This window comes from Muricoccus radiodurans (assembly GCF_050154705.1).
GTDB lineage: Bacteria > Pseudomonadota > Alphaproteobacteria > Acetobacterales > Acetobacteraceae > Roseomonas > Roseomonas radiodurans.
Genome location: NZ_CP189561.1, coordinates 3,240,989 through 3,261,809 on the forward strand (window position 1 = coordinate 3,240,989; position 20,821 = coordinate 3,261,809).

Sequence of the window (20,821 nt, forward strand, 5' to 3'; positions counted from 1 at the left end):
AAGTGGCGCACTGCTGTGCCAGCGCGCCTTCAACAAGCCCCCCGGACTTGTGCCTCAACGCAAGGCGGCCGGTGTGCTCTTCGCTTCAGCCGTTGATATTGCGCTGCCCGACGACCTTCCAGTGCGCCTGTCCAGGCCCTGTCAGGTAGTTGTAGAGGATGATCGGCGAGGTGTGCTTGGCGTCCAGCATGGGAAAGCCGGGAGCACCTTCCGGCATGGCAAGCTGGAAGGCGAGTACGCACAGCTCTGAGCAGATCATGTTCTTGGGCGACATGTTTGCACGCCCACGATACTTTAGCAGTCGGCCTTGGGCACCCTTCCCGAACTTGCTCGAGCCCATGATGTTGTGAACCACGCGCGCCGTCACGCCGAGACCGATTGCGCCGTTGGAATATTGGACCCGTGCCTCGGGCTCAGGATTAAGGATTGGATGGTAATCCCTCTCTGGGGCCCAACCCAGGGCGAGGTTTGCGGCGCGCAGGGCGACATCCCGGTCGAAGAAGCGGAAGACGATTGCGGGCTTCCTGTCTGACGAGAGCCGCACTTTGCGAACCCCATCCGGGTCCATCGAGTCGATCTTGTAGGTACGATCGGGACTGATGATGTTGCAGTGACCGATAAAGCCGCCGGGGGCAATCTGGATAAAGACGTCCCCCGGCCGGGCGTCCCGATCATAATTGGCCGCCCCTCGATGGGTGCCGAGCATCGCCACGGGAAGGCGCCCCGCGATCCCCAAGGCTTGATGACCGCCGTGGAGTGCCCGTGCCTGGTTGACGCTGGCAGCGGACGAGAAGGTGGAGGTTGCCGAACCGGCCGCGGACGCGGAGCTGGTCGAAAAGCCACCGAACATCTGTAGTCTCCTCTCGTTGTGGCCGCCCCGAGCGGCGCGGAGGAGGAGTGACAGGAACGGTGGTCCCAAGTCCTGAAGACGCACCGAAAATGGCCCAAACTCTGGCGAAGCATCATTCGGAAGTCGTTCGGCAACGCGACGGACACGACAGAAGCCACGATTGACCATATCCGCACAACATCGCAGCTCACCCCTTTGCTGAGGAAGTGTGATCGCGAGCTGAGGACGCTCGTGGCCTTCTGGCATGAGGGATGATGTGACGATCTACAGCCGGAGGCCGTAGGGCGATCGACAGATGAGAGATGGGAGCGACTGGTCGCCGCCCGCATCCCCCATTAGCCCCTGAATTGCGCCATCAGGACCGTCTGACCACGCGGTGAGGCCACATCTCGTGATCAGCTCGGGCGGATACCGCGGGTGCGGATGACGTTGCCCCATTTGTCGAGTTCGCGCTGTAGGTATGGTGCCCAGTCTGCCGGCGCCTCACCGACCGGCTCCATGGCCCCTTCTGTCAGCTTGGTCGCCACGTCCGGATTTCGCAGTGCTGTAACAACGGCGCTGTGCAGGCGGAACACGATCTCCTGGGGCGTGCCGGGCGGCGCCAGCATGCAGAACTCGGCCGCGCACTCGAATCCTGCAAGCTCGGGCATCGTCTCCGCGATCGTCGGCACGTCCGGAGCCTGGCTCGTGCGCTGTGGATTACCCACCCCAAGCGCCTTGATCTGCCCCCCACGCATCATAGGGAGAGCAGTTGGAGCATCCGTCGGCCCCATAGCAACTTCCCCCGCGATGAGGGCGGCAGCGGCAGGCCCGCCTCCGCGGTAGGGCACGTGAAGGAGTTCGACACCGGCCATGATCGCCAGCAACTCCGCTGCGAGGTGGGCAGACGACCCTGCGCCAGAGGAGGCGTAGGCGATCTTTCCCGGCTCGGCCCGTGCCATGGCGACAAAATCGGCCATGCCGCCAGGTACCTTCCCCGGGTGAGCCCCGAAGAAGATCGGCGTGCGCGCAAGCAAGCCCACCGGTGAGAAGCCGGTCACCGTGTCATAGCCAAGATTGCTGTAGAGGTGAGGAGCCATCGCGTAGGTCCCGTTCGCCCCGATCAGGAGCGTGTATCCGTCCGGCCGGGCACGAGACACGGCTGCGTGCCCGACCGTTCCTGCCGCACCTGGCCGGTTCTCCACGACGAAGGTTTGGCCAAGGTCTGACGAGAGGCGCTGACACAGGACGCGGGCCAGGAAATCTGTGGAACCGCCCGCCGCCCAGGGTACGATCACCGTCACGCTGCGGGTGGGCCATGTCCCCTGGGCGCGAGCGATCGTGGGCATCGCCAAGATGGCGCCCGCCAGTGCACGCCGGTTCAGCATCCTTGCGTCCTCCCTGAGCTCGTTCGGGCCACCCGTATTTCGTTCCGAGGTGATTCGCCACCCAAGGCACGCTCTCCTCTGGATCAGGAGGCTCTCGACGCCGACCAATCTGCTTGGCTGTTGCTTCCAACGGAGCGAAACGTCAGGGCCGGCCGGCGACCTTGAGCCGCCACCCCGCCCGTACACGGCAGGGCTTCAGGTCGTAGGACCCGGTCGATCGGGACTGGATTCTAGCCCATGACCCTATCCGACACGCAGAGGCCGCTACCCAAGCCATGTGAGCCAGCACCTGCCGGCACTGGCGAAGGCGCCCGACGAGTTCCCGGCTGTCCTCCGAAGTGGACAACCCGGAGCACTTTGAAGCGTAAGGGCAATGAGGTGATGAGGAGGCGACGAGCGGCCTTGAGGCTTGAGAGTTCGGTCGGGCACCCCTTAGCGAACTGTGGTTCCGTGGCAACAACACGCTCGTCCCAAGTGCCGCGCTATCGAAATTCTCGATCATCATATTGCGACTCATTCGCATAATAAGTAACGGCGCCGTGACAGTTCGTCCCGGAGAGAACTCGCCATGCTACCCGTCGCCGCCCGCCCCCTCGCCTCGGCGGGCTTGCTGGCCGTGCTCCTCCCCATCACATCCGCCCGCGCCCAGTCCCCCGTCCTAACCCCGGATTCCGGTGCCGGCACGGCCATTGCGTTGCCGGAACTCACCGTCACGGCCACTCGTGCCCCCCGTGCGATCGAGGACGTTCCCCAGACCGTCCAGGTGATCGATCGCGCAGAGATTGAGCGCCAGATCACCCTTTCTCCCAGCCCGGCCGACGCCATCGCTCGCCTCGTTCCCGGCTACACGGTGACAAACGGCACGATTTCCGGCGCCTCCGAGGGCTTCCGGGGCCGCGATGCCCTCGTGCTGCTGGATGGCGTGCCGCTGAACACGCCGCTACGCGACGTGTCCCGCATCCTTGCGCTCCTCGACCTGAACGCGGTGGAGCGGATCGAAACCGTGGCCGGAGCGTCCTCCCTGTACGGCGCCGGGGCTACGGGCGGCACGATCAACATCATCACCCGCCGCCCGACCGAGGATGGCGTGCGTGTCACCGCCAACGGCGCGGTGCGCGCCTTCACCGCTAATCCCGGCCGCTCGCTCTCACCTGAACTTTCTCTCGGCCTGCAGGGCCGCACCGGCCCCTTCGATTACAGCGGCGTCATCAGCGGCCGCGGCACGGGCCGCGCCTATGACGGCAACGGGCGCGAGGCCCCCTCGGACGCGCTGCTCGGCCAGGGCGGCGCCGACCGCACCGAGACCGGCAACCTCTTCGCCCGCTTCGGCTACAACCTCGATGGTGCCCGCCGCTTCGAGGTGACGGCCATGGCCATCCGCCTGGAGCAGACGCCCGACTACCTGACCGACTATTCCGGCCGCGTCGCCCGCCCCAACTTCGGTCGCACCTATGATGCACCGAGCGTGCGGGAGCGTACCGAATCCTTTTCCGCCCGCTACACCGATAGCGATTTCGCGCTCGGCAGCCTCTCGCTCGTCGGCTTCTATAACAACGTGGACAAACGCTTCAATTTCTCCGAGTTCTCCTTCCCCGCCAACAGCGTCGTCTACTACTCCGGAAACCCCAATTCCCCGACTAGCCCGGCGAACCAGACCCGCCTGTTGTCCGAGCGCTACGGGGTGAACATCACCGTGGACACGCGCCTGGACCCGCTGCTGGGTTCCTTCCTCCCCGGCTCGCTCTTCACCTGGGGCGGCGACATCGGGCGGGAGCGCACGCACCAGGTTCTCACCTCTGGCCAGGACGTCTTCACGCCGCTGGAGCAGACGACGCTGGCCGCCTTCGGCCAGCTCCAGGTACCGATCGGCCCCGTGACGTTCCGAGGCGGCATCCGGTACGAGCACTTCGCCCTGGACGTGGACGACTTCACCCGCCCGGCCGCTTACACTGCCCAGCAGGTCGGCACGGCGTTGCGGCCCTTCGTGCTGCCGCCCCTGCGCGTGACCGGCGGCAGCTTCAACTACGACGCCTTCACCTACAACCTCGGTGCTACGATCCGCGTCCAGGAGGGCACTGAGATCTACGGCGGCTTCTCCCAGGGCTTCGCGCTGCCCGATGTCGGCTCCTTCACCCGCCGTGCCGGCCTCTCCACCGCCTTCGCCTGTGCCGTCACGACCCCGAACTGCCTGCGCCCCGGCACCACCGTCAGCTACTCCAGCATTGGTCCCGATGCCCAGATCGTGGACAGCTACGAGCTCGGCATCCGCCACCGCGGGGCCCGCTTCACCGCGGGCCTGGTGGGCTTCATCAGCACCTCCGACCAGGGCGTAACCTTCGACCCCGCGACGAACCTCATCTCTCAGCAGGCGGAGATCATCTATGGCGCGGAGCTGAACGGCTCCTACGCCGTGACGCCGCGCTTCACCCTCGCCGGCCTCGTCGCCTACCGGGAGGGCAAGTACGACTCCGACAGCAACGGCTCGCGGGAAAGCAGCCTGCCCAACAACCGCATCGCCAATCCCTGGCGCGCCGTGCTCAGCGGCACCTACCGCTTCGAGGAGGGGACGACGGTGCGCGTGGAGGGCATCGGCTTCACCGGGCGCAACGAGTCCATCAACACCGCGGGCCAGCGCTACAAGATCCGCGCCGGCGCTACGATGAACCTCGCGGTCGGCACGCCGGTCCTCGGTGGGGAGGTCTACGGCGCGGTGGAGAACCTCTTCGACGCCGCCTACCAGAACCCCACCGCGACCTCGGTCCGCAACCTGCCGGTGGAGGCGTACGGCCGCACCGTCACCATCGGCTACCGCCGGAGTTTCTGAGATGGTGATACTAGAGGACGAGCCGAGCGGAATTGTCACCCTGCGCTTCGCCCCGCCCGACGCCCCCGGCGACGAGGCTGACTACCTCGCCGCCCTCCGCCGTATCGGGGAGCGCGACCGCCCCTTCGCGCTCCTGACGGTGTTCACGGCGCGAGGGAAGCTCTCCCCCGCCGCGGACCGAGAAAGCGCGCTGTGGTTCAAGGCAACACGCGCGCATCTGAACGCGATCTGCCGTGCCCTCGCGATCGTCCGCCCTGGCGATCCCGCCCGCTCCGCGGAGGTCTTCGGGAAGCTCTGGACGTTCCCCGTCGGTGTCTATGAAGTCGAGGCGGAGGGCCGCGCCTTCCTGGCGCCCCATGCGCCGGGCCGCGCCGCATGAGCGCCGCTGCCCTCGTCGCGCCAGGGGACCGGATGCGGCTCTTCGCCGTCCTCGCCGGTCTCTACATCGCCCAGGCGATCCCGTCCTACCTGCTGGTCGCCGCCATCCCGCCCATCATGCGGGAAGCGGGAGTGTCGCGCACCGCGATCGGCTACTTCAGCATTCTCTTCCTGCCGCTTGTCCTGAAGTTCCTCTGGGCACCGATGGTGGACCGCATCCGCCCCTTTGCCCGCGCCCATCGCGCTGGTTGGGTGATCCTGACGCAATCGGGCACGGTGCTCTGCATCCTTGCGCTGCTGGCCGTCGGGCCCGCAGACGTCGTCGGCATCCTCTGCATCGGCTTCATCGCCTCGGTCCTCGTCTCCACCCAGGACATCGCGACGGACGGCTACGCCGCGAAGCATCTGCCCGAAGCCGATCGCGGGATCGGTAATGCGATCCAGGGCGGCGCCGTCGCCGCGGGCGTGGTCATCGGCGGCACGATGGGCCTCGTTCTCTACCGCCACTTCGGCTGGCAGGTGATGCTGCTGACGATCGCCGCCGTCTCCCTCCTGCCGCTGCTCTCTGCCTTTGCCATGCGCGAGCCCCCGCCCGGTTCTCTGGAGCAAGCGACGCGTCCTTCGCTCCGCGCCTTCCTGTCCCGGCCGGAGGCACGGATGATCCTCTGGATTGCTCTCGTTTACCGGGCCAGTGAGGGCTTGGTGAAAGCGATGGAGGGACCTTACCTTGTGGATGCGGGTGTGCCGCTCCACGTCATCGGATACATCTCCGGCCTCTCCGCGGCGACGGTCGGCCTCGGCGGCTCGGCCATCGCGGCCGTGCTGGTGCGCCGATCCGGTGTCGCGACCACTCTCTCTCTCCTCGGTGGGATGCGGACGCTGTGCTTTCTGCTCTTCACCCTGCACGCGAGCGGCACGTTGCTCGGAATGTGGCCGCTCTTCGGTGCCGCCGGCTTCCAAACCCTCATCCGCTACATGGAGATCGTGGCGCTTTACAGCCTCTTCATGGCCGTGAGCTCTTCCGATCAGCCCGGCACCGATTTCACCGTCCTCGCTTGCGCCCAGCTCGTTGTCTACCTCGTCGGCTCGCTCGTCTCGGGGAAAATAGCGGACGTGCTCGGCTATCCCGTGCTGTTTGGCCTTTCCACCGCCCTATCCGGCGTTGCCGTTGTGGCCACCGTAGTCTTGCTGCGACAGGTGAGTGCATCGAGGACGTCGGTATCCCGAAAGCGCTGAGCCTCTGGCCAGGATGGGTGGAGGCAATTCTGTGGTGCGCCGATGACCTGCTTGGCTTCCACTCCGAACAGAGCGAAGGGTCAGGACGCACCCGGCATCGTCGGCTGTGCCCCGTCCCCTCACGCGGCGGGGCTTCGGGCCATAGGACGCGACTGATCGGGTCCGGAACGCGGAACGCGACGATGACTCTCTCCGGCACGCAGAGCTTGGTGCTGGGCCAGGCCAGTCAGCACCCGCTCGGTCTGCGAAGGCAACGGACCACCTCGCGGCTTCCGCCCGCAACGCGGTGGTGCGCAGTGCGCTCAAGGCGGGGCTGGTGGAGGATACCGCCGCTCCGGCCGAGCACCGCGACATGGGCTGGCGGCGCGAGGAGGGCGGCACCTCATTGGCGCTACGGGCCACCCTGGCCGGGCTGCGGGCCTCAGTGTCGAGACGGAGGGCGGAAAGGGCTACAAGCGGGCAAGAGGGCTCTGCGGCGCACGATGCCCCTGTTCGCCAAAGTCGGCCAGGAGGCGCCCACACAGGCTCCAGGGCGCCTCTCCCGGCGCGACGGCGCCGGGGCGATGCTGGTGGCCTGGGACGCCGATCAGGCCTGCCCTGAGCGGCGCGACAGCGATGGAACCTTTCCGCGCGGCCCTGAGCCGTCGCACGTTAAACGAGAGGGGCGTGCCGACGCCGACCGGGCGAGGTGCCCGGACGCAGACGGCGGTCGCACGTGTGCTGGAAGCGGCGGCGGGAGGCGTCGGCGCGACAGGCACGACGTCTCTGGAGCGCTGACGAGACATCATCGAGACGTCTTGAGGGGTACATCCGCCCGACAACGTCGCGCGGCGGAGCACCAGGATGTCGGAAGCGGGGGAAAGTGACGGCTGGTGGTGGCCATGCCTGCAGGCGTTGGTCCTCGGCGGGCCTTTGCTGGTCGGGGCCATCTCGTCCCAGTTCTACAAGGCACGCTCGTCCGGGAACCGCCCTGCTGCGTCCGACACATGCGCACTGGGCACCACCGACGCGGCCTCCTTCCGGCACCTGATCTCTGGCGTTGAGGCCGCGCGCCAGATCGGCGGGGGGAGCTGCGGGCGGGCCGACAGTCCGGGGCAGTGCTTCTCAGGCCTGCTCCGGGGGCGCATCGATGCCCTTGCCCGGCAGACCGGGCCGGGGATGGAGGCCCGGATCATGGCCATGCACGCGCAGATGCGGGCCCATAAGGCAGTCCTGCTCCGGCAGAGCAGCGTGCCGCCGCGTCCTGGCGCCGCATTTCGCCCCATGCCGGCTAACGACCCGGGCGGACGTCCGCCTGGCGTGCCGGGCACGTCACGCGGAGAGGTGTTCGTCTATGCCCTGGATGCCCGAGAGGTCGGCCTCCCAGGACCCGCCCTCCTCGGGCAATCGAACGCCCGCGGTCTCAACTTTGATCGTGGCAGGACGGGAAGGCCGACCGGCTCCTATGCTATCGCCGAGGTCACGATCGTGCTCAGCGATCCTGCGCTCCGTTATCCGCGCGACATCGAGACTGGGGCAGTCGAGGAGAGGATCTCCTACATCGAGGCGGCCTGGACCCACCGGGCGTGGGACGAAGGCCGCGGTGCCAGCAGCCGCCCCTATCTGGCGAGCACGTCCGTGCACGAACTGACCTCACTCTGCCCGGTTCGGCCTGCCTGGCTCGATCAGCCGGCCCAGCCCGTCGAGGGTGGCGGCTTCAACCCGGCGGCCATCACCGAGCGCAGCCGGCGGACGCTCGACGCAATCCAGGCGCGCTGAGGCGATCGCTAGCCCCACATCGTTCGTCGTCCCGTACCAACAGGCCGGGGGCGGACGGCCTGATGATGCGGGTCTATGCGGCGACGGCTCTGAAGGAGTGAGAGCTGATCTCGGAGCGGACCAGGGCGGCGCTGGCCGCCGCACGGGGCGTGGGGCGGTGCTGGGCGGGGACAGAGGGTGGAGGTCGCCCTCGTGCCCCCATATGCCCGGTCAGCGGCCCAGGGACGTCGGGACGGGCCCGAGGGGACGGCGCATCGGCTGGCGCTGGAGGCTGAGCGGCTTCGAGGCGAGGGCGTGGTGGGTCAGGCAGCGCTGGCGCGGGCGTTGAATGAGCCTGGGATTCTTACCTCTAAGGAATGAGTTGCCTGGACGCGCACGATGGTGGCTCGGGTGCTTGAGCGCGCATCCGCGGGCGGCAACTGAGTCAGCGGCGGTCCGTTTTACAGCGTCAGCACGGATCAGGGTTCCGCAGGGCCCAGTGACCTGCGGAGGATGGCTGTGCGGCTGGGGGTCGGACCCAGAAACCACGGCCCTCACTTCCCACTGTAAATCCGGGAGGCATCCTGATGACTCGAACGGTCACTGCTTACTTCGATACGATCGACGCAGCAGAGCAGGCATCCTTCGAACTCGCCAAACGGGTTGGCGGCGTGCGCGCGCAGGTCTTCGACACGCGATCCGGCACGACAGAGCTGAACACGCTCCAGCTCCCGGCAAATGACCTAGCCCTCCTGGAGGAGGGTGTCCGCCGCGGGGGAGCAGCTGTCGTCGCGAAGGTTCCTGACGATGAGTTCACCCTGGCCGCTGATGCGCTGGAAGAGAGTGGGGCTGTGGACCTCGACGCCCGCGAAGCTGAATGGCGGGCGGCCGGGTGGCGCGGCTACCAAGGATCGACCCAGACAGCCGCAATGGGCAGCACCGTCGCCGAGCGGCTCTCTGGGGCCGGTACGGCAAGTGCCACCGCGACGGGGCGGCTGGAGGGGGAGGAGGTCATCCCCATCGTCGAGGAGCAGATCCATGTCGGAAAGCGTGAGGTTGAGCACGGACGCGTGCGCATCCGATCCTACGTGGTCGAAACGCCGGTCTCGGAAGCAGTGACGCTGCGCGACGAGCAGGTCCATGTGGAGCGCCGGGCAGTCGACCTTCCCCTCTCAGCAGTGGAGGACGCCTTCCGTGAGCGCACCATCGAGGCTGTGGAGCACGACGAGGAAGCCGTTGTGGCCAAGGACGTGCGCGTGAAGGAAGAGCTGGTCATCCGCAAGGATGTCACGGAACGCACCCAGACCATCTCCGACACGGTCCGGCGCACCGAAGTCGAGGTCGAGGACACACGCAGCGGCGCAGCCGGTGTATCGGGAAGCCCGCTACGGCCGAAGGGTGCCTGAACAGGTCATCGGAGGAGGGCTGCGGCAGCCAGCAGCAGCCTTCCTCGTTGGACTCGCAGAAGCCAGGGGGATCCGAGCCTCAGAACCAAACTGTCCGCTTACACAACCGCCCGAGAAGGCCGCTGCATCTGCCAACAGAACCGCGGTCGCCGCCAACACAGGAAGGAAGAAGCCATGACGAGACAAGTTGTCCACCTCTCGCTGCTCAGCGCCGTTGTCCTGTCCTTCGCGAGCCCGGGCATGGCTCAGGGCACCGCCGGATCGGCCTCTGCGCCGCCGGCGTCAACCAATCCGGCGCCGCGCGTCGGACAGCCCGCAGCCAGCACGCCTGTTACCGCCCCCACCACGCCGCAAGCGGCTGCGCCCGCACTCACGCCGGGCGCGAACAGCTTCACCGAGGGCCAGGCACGCGGCCGTATCGAGGCAGCGGGTTTCACCAATGTGACCGACCTCACCAAGGACGAGCAGGGCATCTGGCGGGGGCGGGCCAGCCGAAATGGCGCGGCAACTGACGTTGCACTCGACTATCAGGGCGACGTCGTGAGCGGTGCTGCGGCCCTGGCGGGGGCTCCGGCTCGCAGCGCGACAACCGCTCCCCAGGGAACCGGGCGCGATGGGACGCCGGGAAATCCGCCGGGCACCGCGGTGGGCCGTGCCGTGGACCGGGCACAAGGCGAGACGCCGCGGGCTGACGGCACCCCCGGCAACCCGCCCGGCACCGCGGCCGGCCGTGCCGTGGATCGCACTCTCGGGACCAATGCGACGGGTGCCAATCCCGGGGCTGATCGTCCGGACGGCGCACCGGGCAATCCCCCGAGCACGGCAGTGGGCCGCGCGGTGGATCGGGCGCAGGGCGAGACACCGCGGGCCGATGGCACGCCCGGCAATCCGCCTGGCACGGCAGTCGGCCGCGCCGTGGACCGCACCCTGGGTACGAACACGACCGGCGCCAATCCGGGTGCCGACCGGCCTGATGGCGCGCCTGGCAATCCTCCCAGCACGGCCGTTGGCCGTGCGGTGGATCGGGCGCAGGGTGAAACGCCGCGACCGGACGGCACCCCGGGCAACCCGCCTGGTACCGCGGTGGGCCGCGCGCTGGGAACCGCGCCGGCGCGCTGAATCGCGGCGCCTCACCGGCGCCGCCGTGATCTGCTCTGGGTCACGGCGGCGCCGCCCCCTCTCGGGTCCCCTCCCGCGCGGCCTTCCTGACGAGATCGACAAAGTTCCGCATCGCCGGTGATCCCAGGCCCCGCCGCGTCGCGAGATGGAGCGGAACGGCCGGCCGGTCCTCCTCCCGCAGCTCAAGGTAGGCCACGCCATCCATCTGAACGCGGCGCATGGAATCCGGCACGAGGGCGATGCCGAGACCCGCCGCGACGAGGCCGAGCGTCGACGTAATGCGCGGGGCCTCCTGTCCGATCCGCGGAGAGAACCCGGCCTTGAGGCAGGCGGCGGCGGTCGCGTCGAACATGCCAGGGCCTTCGACCCGGGCAAAGGCGATGAAGGCGTCCTGCGCGAAATCCGCGAGAGGGCGGGGCGTGCCGCCGCCGTCGGCCAGCGGATGTGCCGCGGGCAGCGCGACGACCATCGGCTCGCGGATCATGCGGTGAAGCGTCAGCTCTGCGTCCTCGATCTCCGCGCGCACGAAGGCGACGTCCAGCCGTGCCTCTCTCAGGCTCTCAACGGCCTGTCGGCTGAGGCATTCGTCCAGCGTGACCGTCACGCCGGGAAAGGCCTCGCGGAAGGTGCGGATAACCCGGGGCACGAAGGGGTGGAAGGGCGCGGTCGGCGCGACGCCGACGCGCAGCTGGCCCTGCTCCCCGCGCGCGGCGCTCAGGGCGGCGCGCTCGGCCTGCTCCAGCCGAGCGAGGATGATCCGGGCCTCCTCGAGGAGCGCCGCCCCCGCCTCGGTCAACTCCACGCCGCGCGCCCTGCGGTGAAAGAGGCGCAGCCCGAGCCGATCCTCCAGCGCCTTGATCTGCTGGCTCAGCGGCGGCTGGGCCATGCCGAGGCGCTCGGCGGCACGGGTGATATGCCCTTCCTCCGCGACGGCGACGAAGTAGCGGAGTTGCCGAAGGTCCAGTGTCATACGCGCAGCATATCGAAAATGCCCCCGATGCCGCATGGCTCATCCGTCGGGGCGGCGCCTATCCCTGTCGCAGTTCCAGGGAGGAGGCCGACATGGCGATCGGACGACGGGAGGTCCTGCGGGGCTTGGCAGGGGCGGGGCTCTCGCTGGCGCTGCCGCGGCAGGGTAGCGCCCGGGCCTATGCGAAGGAGCGCGTGCGGATCGTCGTCGGCTTCCCGCCAGGCGGTCCGCTCGACATCGCGGCCCGAATCATCGCGGCGCCCCTCTCGACCCGGATCGGCGTGCCGGTGGCGGTGGAGAACCGCGTCGGGGCGAACGGAAACGACGCGACGCGGGAGGTGGTCCGCGCGGCGCCGGACGGGGGAACGCTGCTGCTCTGCGGGCCGGTGAACACCATCAACACAACGCTTTTCCCGGAGCTCGACTTCGACTTCGCCCGTGATGTCATCCCGGTCGCGGGAATCGCACGCGTGCCGCTGATCGTAGAGGTACATCCCTCCGTCCCCGTGCGGTCGGTGCCGGAGCTGATCGCCTATGCTCGCGCCAATCCCGGCGCTCTCCGGGTCGCCTATGCGGGAACAGGCACGCCGCAGCATGTGGCCATCGAGCTGTTCGGGCAGGTGGCGGGGGTGCGGCTGACGCTCGTGCCCTATCCCGGTTCGGCGCAGGCCCTGGCGGACCTGCTGGAGGGGCGGGCGCACGCGATGTTCGATCCCGCACCCTCTTCCATGCCGCATGTCCGGGCGGGGCGCCTGATTCCACTGGCCACAACGGGTCCGGCCCGGGCCGAGGTGCTGCCGGAAGTCCCAACCGTGGCGGAGACGCTGCCGGGCTACGAGGGCGGGTCCTGGTTCGGTCTCGGCGTCCCGCGCGGCACGTCGGAGGAACTGGTCGCGCAGCTCAACACGGCGGTGAACGAGGCGTTGTCGGACGAGGCGGTCCGGCAAGAGCTGGCGCGGCTGGGGAGCAGTCCGATGCCGGGCTCGCCTGAGGCGTTCGCGGCCTTCGTGGCTTCGGAAACGGCCCGCTACGCGGAGATCATCCGCCTGGCCGGCATCCGGGCCGGGTGAGCCGGCGCGCCTCGGTGACGTTCCCGCCGGCCATCGCGCCGTGCCCTGCGACGGGCTTCCGCGCAGGGCACCCGATGCCAGCAAGAACAGGGTGACTGACGGGCTCCCTGCCACGGTCCCGAAATACCTGTCGAGGGGACACGATGATGGCGAGCGCTGCTCTCTGCCTAACCCTGGCCGCTGCGCTGTTGATCGGAACAGGTCAGCCCACGCGCGCCGCGGAACGGGTGGATCCACACGGCCTTCTGGCCCTCGTTCGGTGGGATCTCGCCGCCTCCCTGCCCCATGGGCCGACGGATGACCCTACCATTCGGAGCCTCCGCGCGTACCGGGCCGGCGACGCCGCCGATCTGCTCGTCTGCCTCACCCTGACCTTCGACGAGCCCGAGACTGCGGCCGTGCTTCGCTACGGGCTCGACCGGACCGGATCGCTGCGCCTTGCCGGAGCCCCCTTCTTCCATGGCCTGGACTGGCTTCACGGCAGCGGGCCGCCCGCCGATGCCTGCGAGGCCGCACGGACCGGGACGGCGCGCCGTGGTGCGGAGCGCGTGCGGTGACCCCACCGTCGGGGTGCGACGCGGGGCTTTCCCGACTCAGCCGGCGCATTCCCGATGCGAACCGGTGGCCCGAGATCGACTGGTACGCGGTCACCCCGGATGGAAGCGTCGCGCACGGCAGGCGGCCGATCACATACCAAGGGCCAGGCGCGGGTATTTCCGCGACGCACTGGGTCCCGTTGCCAGCTCCGTCCTGACGCGCGAACGCTCTCCGGCTTGCACAGGCCGCGCCAGGGCGGACCGGAACGCCTCAATGGCGCCAGAAGGTTCTCCTGTGTTCGTCAGTGGTGTTCACAGGCCATCGGCAGGACCTCTGTCCGGTCCGTGCGCAGCGGCCAGGCGCGCCAGCGGTGTCGCGGAGAACAGGTGCCTCGATGACCCCTGCTACAGTGGGACCGCCGGGTTGCAACAGTGGTTTGGGGAGCTCCGGTTTCTAGGCGCGGCAATGCCGGCGCCATGAACATGGCGTTCAGAAACAAGAAATGTTTTGAACAAATGTTAAATATAACACTTGTATAATATCATCAAAAAGTTGGAATACTCCTAAGCAGCTGGCCAAGTTCTCGAAATACATCTGGCGAGTGAAGATTGCCCTCGTATGATACCCGTTCTGTAAAGCAGAAAATTAACCATTCATCCGCCTGTTCTCAAAGCTCATAACGAGGAATTTTCATGGCCGGCATTCCCTCAGTGATCGACCTCGCCCTCGTGACGGCGGACAGCATCGTGATCCGCATCAACGGGGCATCAGTCGGCGACCAGAGTGGAATTTCCGTCTCCTGGGCCGGGGACGTGAACGGAGATGGCTACGACGAGGTCATCATCGGCGCGCCTGGGGCGGATCCCTCCGGCCGCAGCGGTGCCGGCAGCAGCTACGTCGTCTTCGGGCACGCGGAAGGTTTCACGGACATTGACCTGGCGAGCCTGACCTCGACGCAAGGCTTTCGCATCGATGGCGAGATTGCCGGTGGCCAGAGCGGCCTTTCCGTGTCCTCAGCCGGCGATGTGAACGGGGACGGCTACGCCGACCTCATCGTCGGAGCCCCATTTGCAGGCCCCTCTGGCCGGGACTTTGCCGGAATTGGCTATGTCGTGCTCGGCTATGACGGTGGCTTCACGGATCTCGACCTGACGGACCTCACCGTCGCCGAGGGGTTCCGCATCAGCGGCGCCACGGCTGACGATCAGAGCGGCATTTCCGTATCCTCTGCAGGAGATCTCAATGGAGATGGCTACGACGATCTGATTGTTGGAGCCTTCAGCGCCGATCCCGCAGGACGGGTCGGCGCTGGCAGCAGCTACGTCCTATTCGGGCGCGCAGATGGCTTCGCTGACATCGATCTGTCAGGCCTGACGGTCGCCCAGGGGTTCCGCATCGATGGCGCGGTTGCGGGTGACCAGAGCGGCTTCTCGGTGTCCTCGGCGGGGGACGTGAACGGGGATGGCTTCGCCGATCTCATCATCGGGGCGCCGACCGCCGATGCGTCTGGGCGGAGTATCAACGGCAGTAGCTATGTCGTGTTCGGGCAGGCGGGAGGGTTTGCGGACATCGATCTGGGAAGCCTCACCAGCACTGAGGGTTTCCGCATCGATGGGGCGGTGTCCGGCGACCTGAGCGGCCGCTCCGTCTCCTCCGCAGGGGATGTGAACGGCGACGGCTATGATGACCTGATCGTCGGAGCAGACGGGGCCGATCCGTCCGGGCGTGCCGGCGCGGGCAGCAGCTACGTCCTGTTCGGACATGCGGGGGAGGGCGCGAATATTGACCTGGCCAACCTCACGGCCGCTCAGGGCTTCCGGATCACGGGCGCGGCGACGAATGACCAGAGTGGCTACTCGGTGGCGTCGGCCGGGGACGTCAACGGAGACGGCTACGACGACCTGATCGTCGGCGCTTATGGGGCCGATCCGTCCGGCCGTTTCGGAGCCGGCAGCAGCTACGTGGTATTCGGACACTCCGGCGGGTTCACGGACGTCGATCTGGCTCACCTTTCTGCTGGACAGGGCTTCCGGATCGATGGGGCAGCGGCCAACGACCTGAGCGGCCGTTCCGTATCGACGGCGGGGGACGTCAATGGGGACGGCTACGACGACCTGATCGTTGGCGCCCCTCAGGCCGATGCGCTCGGGCGAGAGGATGCCGGTAGCAGCTACCTGTTGTTCGGGGAGGCGACGGCTGCCGTAACGCGTACGGCAGCGGTCGGGGGCTCGAATTATGGTGGCGATTTCAACGATAGCCTCTCCGGCGTGGGAGGCGCCGAGCGGCTGTTTGGGCGGGACGGCAACGACACGCTGAATGGCGGCGCGGGCGCGGATACGATGGCCGGCGGCGTCGGGAGCGACGTGTACTACGTGGACGCCGCATCGGACCTGATCGTCGAGGCATCCGGAGACGGTGTCGACACCGTCTATGCCTCGGCCAGCTACACCCTTTCTTCCCTCCAGGATGTCGAGGTGATGCGTGTCGTTGCCGGGACCGGCGGTGTGTCGTTGATCGCGAATGGGCTGAGCAATCAGCTTTATGGCGGAAGTGGGAACGATACCCTGAATGCCGGTGCCGGAGCGGATATCCTGGTCGGCAATGGCGGCGCCGACAGTCTCATCGGCGGAAGCGGGAATGACGCCTATTACGTGGATGCGGCCGACAGTGTGTGGGAGGCAGCGGGCGGCGGCAACGACAACGTCTACACCGCCGTCGACTTCACCCTCACCGCCGGGCAGGAGATCGAGTTCCTCACCGCCCTCGCCGGCTCTCCCGGTCTGGCCCTGACCGGCAACGAGTTCCACAACCGCCTTACCGGCGCAGGCGGCGCCGACACCCTCGCCGGCGGCGCCAGTGGCGACGTCTACTACGTGAATACCTCCGACACCGTCATCGAGGCGGCTGGCGGCGGTTCCGACATCGTCTACGCAGCCTCGGACTTCTCCCTCGGCGCGGGCCAGGAGATCGAGTTTCTGATCGCCAATGCCGGGTCCACCGGCCTGGCGCTGACTGGCAATGAACTGTCGAACCAGCTCTGGGGCGGGGCGGGTGCCGACACGCTGGCCGGCGGCGGCGGCGACGACCTCTACTACATTGGCGCCGGAGACGGCGTGCAGGAAGCGGCTGGTGGGGGTAACGACACCCTCTTCTCTTCCGTCAACTTCACCCTTGGGGCGGGGATCGAGATCGAGGTGCTTCGGGTTACGCTTGGTGTCGGGGGCGTGACCCTGACCGGCAACGAGTTGGCCAATCAGCTCTTCGGTGCCAATGCCAATGACGTTCTCAACGGCGGTGGAGGTGGCGACGTGCTGGCTGGCGCGAACGGCGCAGACACATTGAACGGCGGGGCTGGCACGGACATTCTCATCGGAGGTAGCGGTGCGGACACGTTCGTCCTGGCCAATCTGGCCGCCAACCGAGACGTGATCAACGACTTCGTCGGCGGGACCGACCGCCTGCAGGTCTCCGCGTCGCTCTTCGGCGGTGGGCTCTCGGCTGGTTCTCTGGCGGTCGGCCAGTTCGCGGCGAACACCACGGGGCTGGCGGGCGATGCCGACGACCGCTTCATCTACAACACCGCCACCGGCGCTCTCTTCTACGATGCCAATGGCACTGGGGCCGGCGGCGCCGTCCAGATCGCGACCCTCACGGCGATGCCGGCGTTGAGCGCCAGCGACTTCTCGATCGTCGCGTAGACCCCCTCCCGGCTGGCATCGCCTCGGGAGCGTTGTCGGCCATCACCAAAACCTTCCGAGGTGGGTTGGATCACGACGGCAGCGACATGGGCCGGCCTTGTGGGACGTGGATGGGATCGGGGGCGCGGCCAAGGTCGGCGTCTGACTCATACTTCCCTTCTGAGTAAAGGGCGGCTCCTTAACCACGCTGACCCGCCTCCACCTCATCCTCAGTCGTTGAAGGCGATCTGCGTGGTGGACACAGGCTGAAGCAGGCCGGCTTCTCCAGCGTGGTCATCGCCACTGTTCGCGGCATTGCCTCAACGCCCATGCGTGGGCTCGCCTCAGCCACACCGGTGCCTACCCGAACTCCGTGCCATGAAGGCCCGGGCGCTGCACCCAGCGGAAGCCTTCGTGCTTGGTGATCGCGGCGATCTGCACTGCTCCACCGACCGATTTGGGGAGGAAGACCGCAAAGCGCACGAAGCCGATTGTTGTCTCGACGAGGAAGCGCGCGAGGTCGATCGCGTCCTGGATCGGCATCGCCGGCGCCGAGAGCGTGGCATAAAGGTCGCCGACCAGATTGGCTTGCAGCGCCGGAGCCTGATCCTCGGGGATGCCATGCCGGGCGAGCGCCGCCCCGATCTCATAGCCGGTCCCGAGGATGAGCCGGTTGAGTGCCTCGTACTGCCCGTCCCACAGCACGCCGAACCCTTCCTCGCCCATGATGCAGCGGGGGGCCGGGCAGGCACGATCGGTGATGTTGACCTCCCACACCTCGGCGAGGGGGCGCCCGGCGGAGTAGCCGCAAACCCGGAGCTGCAGACTGGTGCCCTCGGTAGAGGCCAGGACCTTCTCCTCGAAAACGAACGCCCGCAGCCGCTGCGCGACCTCCTCCAAGGTGTAGGCCGCGGGGTCCAGTCGCCAGTCGGCATGATCCCGATCGAGCCCGGTGAGCCGTCGCCGCAGGTCCTTCAGCAGGGTCTCGACGGACTCGTTGGCGATGCCGCCCGCGCCGGTGGACATCGCGCCGATCGGCAGGCCCTCGTAGAGGTTCGTGATCTTGTTCGCGTGGGCATAAATCTGCCCGCTGGCCATCGTGCCGGCGCTGTCTGCCGCCAGGACCACGCCGTCGTTGATCTTCACGGAAACGATGATCGTCACGGAAGAAGTCCTCCTAGAGCAGGCCAGGCACCCAGCCCGTCGCGCTCAGCGTCTCCCAGGCAAGAATCGCTGCGCCCGCCAGGACAGCGAGCGCGGTCAGAAGCCCCACGAGGAGCAGCAGGCCATCTTGCTCGAGGTAGGCGAAGGCGATCAGGGCGACGACCAGGGCGGGTGGGATGTTGCTCAGCGGGAGTGGGACGAAGAAGCCGACGCTCACGGGTAGCACGGCCGCGCCGACCACGCGCTTGGTGGCCTCGAAGGGCGTGGTCCACCGCGGGTGGACGACCTTCTCCAGCAAGCGGAGGACCGGGGCGACGCCGCGGATGAGCCGGGCGAGCGGCCCGGACGCGATCGGGCGCGTCGCCACCGCGCGAGGAAAGACCGGCCCAGGATGGGCCCGCAGCATCTGATAAGCCGGGATGGGCAGGATGAGGCCGACCGCAACCGATACGCCGGGCAGGGCGCCGAGAAGCGCCAGCAGCAGGAGAAGCACCCCGAATGATCGGTCTCCCAAGCCTCGGAGCAGCCAATCGAGCGTGACGTGCTCGGGCGGCGCCCTCTGCAACAGGTCTTCGAGGATGACGGAAGTCGGCTGACGCGCTTGGGGTCCGGTCTGCAAGGATGGGGTGCCTCCGATGACGAGCCGTCACCCGACTGAACGCCTTACCAAGGCCGGGAGACCGCTGCCGCCCTCATCTGCGTGTCCAGGTCCACCAGCCCACAGTTCCGCTGTGACGAAGCGGCGAAGGCTGCAAAGCCGACCTGATGCGTTACTCTCCTGACGGGTGGAGTTCGCCGGAGGCCCATTCTCTGCCCTAGGGCGAAACATCCACCAAAGCGGAGAGTGGGATCGTCACGGCCACAGTGCCCACGATCCAGGTGGCCGTGCCTGGTACCTGCAGGCCATCGGCGTCAAGTCATCCGGCCTTCTTCAGTCGACCAGGCGGCCACTTCTCCTGGGCCGCCGACGGCCACGGTTGATGACCGAGCTGGGCGCGGAGCGGAAGGGCAAGCTTCGCCGAACAGGGACAGGAGGCTCTTGAGCAGCCGCAGGTGAGAAGAGGACTTCCGCGGTGCGTGGGACGAACCGGGTTAGGCCCGACGTGGCCAGGCACTGAGCGGCAACCGGCCCTTCGCCCAGCGCGGCCTCGGCACTTTTACCTGCTGGACGCGTTCAGCGGAACAGCCCGGGCGTCGGACTGGCCTGGTCCCCTCATCCCCTTCAGGATGCGAGAAACCCAGCCCATGGGAGCCGTGATGCCGGAACTCGAGCAGATGCTGAAACGGCAGACAGCTCTCGCCGACTTCGGCGACCTCGCCCTGCGTTCCGAGAACCTGGACGAGATCCTGCGGGAGGCCTGCCGTCTCGTGGCCGAGGCGCTCGAAACGGTGCGTGCCAAGATCATGGAGATCAAGCAGGGCGGCAGGAGCCTTCTGGTGCGGGCCGGGGTGGGGTGGGACCCGGGCATCGTCGGCCGGCTGCGGTTGCCGATGGCTGAGAACTCCTCCGAAACCTACGCGATCGCCGCGGGGGAGCCCGTCGTCACGCAGGACATCTCGGAAGAGGACCGCTTCGACGTCCCACCCTTCATGAAGGAGGCCGGGATCGTTGCGCTCGTGAATGTCCCGATCATCCTCCCCGGCGGGCAGCCCTTTGGCCTCCTCCAAGTAGATGCGACCGAGCGGCGTAGCTTCGGCGACGACGAGGTCCAGTTCCTGCGCACCTATGCCTCCGTCCTCGGCCCGGTGATCGACCGGCTGTTCAAGGCCCAAGAGCTGCGCTCGACCGAGGAGCGCTTCCGGCTCACCGTCGAGGCGGCGCTCGACTACGGGATCTTCCTGACGGACCCGGAGGACCGGATCACCGACTGGCTACCGGGCGCCGAGGCCGTGTTCGGCTGGACGGCGGAGGAAGCGGTCGGCCAGCCCGCCGCCATCATCTTCACGCCGGAGGACAGGGAGAGCCGCCAGGACCTCTGGGAAACCGAGACGGCGATACGGGACGGGGTCGCCCCGAACGACCGCTGGCACAGCCGCAAGGACGGAGAGCGCGTGTTCATCGAGGGGTCCACGCGAGCCCTGCGCGACCCGGACGGCAAGCTGCGGGGGTTCCTCAAGATCGGCCAGGACGTCACCGAGCGCCGGAGGGGAGAGGAGCGCCTGCGCGAGAGCGAGGAGCGCTTCCGCCAGTTCGGTGAGGCGTCATCGGACGTGATCTGGATCAGGAACGCCGGGACGATGCAGATGGAGTATCTCTCCCCGGCCTTCGAGCGGGTTTACGGCGCGAGCCGGGAGGCGGTCCTCGGCGGCGACACGCTGGAGCGCTGGGCCGGGTTGATCGATCCGGAGGACCGCGAGGCAGCCCTGGCCGCGCTACAGAGAGTCCGCGGCGGGGAACAGATCACCCATGAGTTCCGGATCCTGCGTCCGTCCGATGGCGAGGTTCGCTGGATCGAGGACACCGACTTCCCGATCCTTCGCTGATG

15 protein-coding genes are annotated in these 20,821 nt (G+C 67.7%); 10 read left to right on the plus strand and 5 right to left on the minus strand.

Going from position 1 to position 20,821, the window contains the following annotated elements; genetic code table 11:
- Positions 1–85 precede the first annotated feature (85 nt).
- A complete protein-coding gene (locus ACP6CK_RS15575; RefSeq protein WP_426954215.1) occupies positions 86–850 on the minus strand; it encodes a hypothetical protein in 765 nt (254 codons plus the stop codon).
- Positions 851–1,245: 395 nt separating this feature from the next.
- Entirely contained in the window at positions 1,246–2,217 is a 972-nt protein-coding gene (locus ACP6CK_RS15580) for a Bug family tripartite tricarboxylate transporter substrate binding protein (RefSeq protein WP_426954216.1), read from the minus strand.
- Between the two features lie 568 nt (positions 2,218–2,785).
- Here ACP6CK_RS15580 and ACP6CK_RS15585 point away from each other — a divergent pair.
- From ACP6CK_RS15585 to ACP6CK_RS15610, 6 genes are all read left to right on the plus strand, one after another.
- The gene (locus ACP6CK_RS15585; RefSeq protein ID WP_426954217.1) at positions 2,786–5,041 is read left to right on the plus strand and encodes a TonB-dependent receptor; all 2,256 of its coding nucleotides are present in this window, start codon (positions 2,786–2,788) and stop codon (positions 5,039–5,041) included.
- A gap of 1 nt (position 5,042) precedes the next feature.
- Complete coding sequence (locus tag ACP6CK_RS15590; RefSeq protein WP_426954218.1) at positions 5,043–5,420, plus strand: hypothetical protein; 378 nt, start codon at positions 5,043–5,045, stop codon at positions 5,418–5,420.
- On the plus strand, positions 5,417–6,655 hold the full coding sequence (locus ACP6CK_RS15595; protein ID WP_426954219.1) for an MFS transporter: 1,239 nt from the start codon (positions 5,417–5,419) through the stop codon (positions 6,653–6,655). The genes ACP6CK_RS15590 and ACP6CK_RS15595 overlap by 4 nt, the downstream gene beginning before the upstream one ends.
- Before the next feature lie 843 nt (positions 6,656–7,498).
- Positions 7,499–8,413 (plus strand): hypothetical protein, encoded by a 915-nt coding sequence (locus ACP6CK_RS15600; protein WP_426954220.1) that lies wholly within the window; start codon positions 7,499–7,501, stop codon positions 8,411–8,413.
- A 566-nt stretch (positions 8,414–8,979) separates the two neighbouring features.
- Entirely contained in the window at positions 8,980–9,798 is an 819-nt protein-coding gene (locus tag ACP6CK_RS15605) for a YsnF/AvaK domain-containing protein (protein WP_426954221.1), read from the plus strand.
- Positions 9,799–9,972: 174 nt separating this feature from the next.
- Positions 9,973–10,917, plus strand: a complete 945-nt coding sequence (locus ACP6CK_RS15610) for a hypothetical protein (protein WP_426954222.1) — start codon at positions 9,973–9,975, stop codon at positions 10,915–10,917.
- Between the two features lie 40 nt (positions 10,918–10,957).
- On the opposite strand, the gene ACP6CK_RS15615 is transcribed toward ACP6CK_RS15610, so the two are convergent.
- Positions 10,958–11,887, minus strand: a complete 930-nt coding sequence (locus ACP6CK_RS15615; RefSeq protein WP_426954223.1) for a LysR substrate-binding domain-containing protein — start codon at positions 11,885–11,887, stop codon at positions 10,958–10,960.
- Between the two features lie 92 nt (positions 11,888–11,979).
- Here ACP6CK_RS15615 and ACP6CK_RS15620 point away from each other — a divergent pair, with 92 nt between their 5' ends.
- The 3 genes from ACP6CK_RS15620 to ACP6CK_RS15630 all read left to right on the plus strand — a co-directional run bounded on the left by ACP6CK_RS15620 (position 11,980) and on the right by ACP6CK_RS15630 (position 17,192).
- The gene (locus ACP6CK_RS15620; RefSeq protein WP_426954224.1) at positions 11,980–12,957 is read left to right on the plus strand and encodes a Bug family tripartite tricarboxylate transporter substrate binding protein; all 978 of its coding nucleotides are present in this window, start codon (positions 11,980–11,982) and stop codon (positions 12,955–12,957) included.
- A gap of 227 nt (positions 12,958–13,184) precedes the next feature.
- Positions 13,185–13,514 (plus strand): hypothetical protein, encoded by a 330-nt coding sequence (locus ACP6CK_RS15625; protein WP_426954225.1) that lies wholly within the window; start codon positions 13,185–13,187, stop codon positions 13,512–13,514.
- 672 nt (positions 13,515–14,186) lie between these two features.
- Positions 14,187–17,192 (plus strand): beta strand repeat-containing protein, encoded by a 3,006-nt coding sequence (locus ACP6CK_RS15630; protein WP_426954226.1) that lies wholly within the window; start codon positions 14,187–14,189, stop codon positions 17,190–17,192.
- 339 nt (positions 17,193–17,531) lie between these two features.
- Here ACP6CK_RS15630 and ACP6CK_RS15635 read toward each other — a convergent pair whose 3' ends face one another.
- Positions 17,532–18,335, minus strand: coding sequence for a hypothetical protein (locus ACP6CK_RS15635; RefSeq protein ID WP_426954227.1), 804 nt, complete (start codon positions 18,333–18,335; stop codon positions 17,532–17,534).
- Between the two features lie 13 nt (positions 18,336–18,348).
- Positions 18,349–18,954, minus strand: coding sequence for an exopolysaccharide biosynthesis protein (locus tag ACP6CK_RS15640; RefSeq protein ID WP_426954228.1), 606 nt, complete (start codon positions 18,952–18,954; stop codon positions 18,349–18,351).
- A 638-nt stretch (positions 18,955–19,592) separates the two neighbouring features.
- Between ACP6CK_RS15640 and ACP6CK_RS15645 the strand changes: the two genes are divergently transcribed.
- Positions 19,593–20,819, plus strand: a complete 1,227-nt coding sequence (locus tag ACP6CK_RS15645) for a PAS domain S-box protein (RefSeq protein WP_426954229.1) — start codon at positions 19,593–19,595, stop codon at positions 20,817–20,819.
- Positions 20,820–20,821: the final 2 nt, after the last annotated feature.